Source organism: Acinetobacter stercoris, from assembly GCF_900323515.1.
Classification (GTDB): Bacteria; Pseudomonadota; Gammaproteobacteria; order Pseudomonadales; family Moraxellaceae; genus Acinetobacter; species Acinetobacter stercoris.
Window position 1 is genome coordinate 1 of the sequence record NZ_OOGT01000411.1, and the last position, 1,140, is coordinate 1,140.

Annotated in this window: 2 protein-coding genes; both read left to right on the plus strand. The window is 30.2% G+C overall.

From position 1 onward, the window contains the following. A partial coding sequence (locus tag KPC_RS19930) for a hypothetical protein (RefSeq protein WP_213065923.1) occupies positions 1 to 242 on the plus strand: 242 nt, incomplete at its 5' end. A 167-nt stretch (positions 243 to 409) separates the two neighbouring features. Then, positions 410 to 910 carry a hemerythrin domain-containing protein gene (locus KPC_RS19935; RefSeq protein ID WP_121976021.1) on the plus strand — a complete coding sequence of 167 codons (501 nt, stop codon included), beginning with the start codon at positions 410 to 412 and terminating at the stop codon, positions 908 to 910. The last annotated feature ends 230 nt before the right edge of the window (positions 911 to 1,140 follow it).

The window sequence follows — 1,140 nt, forward strand, 5'->3', positions numbered from 1 at the left end:
ACTCTAAATTGAATAAGCTTTATCGCTGCAATATTTATATTACAAATGGTTCGATATTGGAATTGTGCAAAAAGGGAATTCTTGAAGGTGATGTACATATAGATAAAGGTTCATGTTTAGTTGTAAATGGTATTCTAAATGGCACAATTTATAATGAGGGAACTGTAATTTTGCATGGTTTTTTTCTAGGGAGTATCTACGGTCAGGGGATAACTGAGCGTATACGAGCAGAAGAATGTTAATTGAGTGTGTTATTTTATCTACTTTAAAAAGTGATTTTGCTTAACAAAAAGATCAAACTTTATACACAAGTAAAAGAATAAAAATAATTTAATAATTTGATTAAGTTTTCTCATAATTTAAAATTTTTACATGGATGGTTAATCGTATATAAATATGGGTGAGACTTATGGCAGTTATCAAGAAAGTGAAAACTAAAAATGATACTTCTAAGAATATCTTTGAAATTTTAAGAGAAAGCCATGAAGTACAAAGAGATTTATCTGAAAAGTTAATAAAAACTTCTGGAGATAGTGAAGAACGTAGACATTTGTTTACTCTACTCAAGAATGAACTATTTGCTCATGCTGTAGCAGAGGACAGATATTTTTATATTCCGTTAATGATGACAGATGCTGGATTAAATATTACACGTCATGCACTGTCTGAACATCATGAGATGGATGAGCTACTGGAACAACTTAGCCAGACTGAGTTTAGTAATCCTGGATGGTTATCGATTGCAAAAAAATTATCTGATACAGTGCATCATCATTTAAAAGAAGAGGAGCATTCTTTTTTCCAGCAAGCTGGTAAGATACTGGATGAAAAGCAAAAAGAAAAACTGGCTAAACAGTATCATGCTGAATATATAAAGTATCTGGAAAAGGAAAAAGATGCGTTAAGTTAGAATAAAAAGTGTGGAGAATTTTTTGTTCTCATATACATTGGCATGTATAGCTATTATAACTTGGTCAAATCGCTACACATTTATGTCTCTTTAATATAGCTTATTGAAAATATTGCTGAGTAACTGTGCATGCCATTAATTTTAATCCAGTGTCAACTCTCAGGATTTTATTTTTTTATTACTGCATTATGACTTGTTAAACTCTATAAAAACTATTTAATTCAATAACA

Bases quoted from the DNA above. Each gene is read 5' to 3' on its own strand.
- KPC_RS19935 (WP_121976021.1), top strand. From the start codon at position 410: ATGGCAGTTATCAAGAAAGTGAAAACTAAAAATGATACTTCTAAGAAT.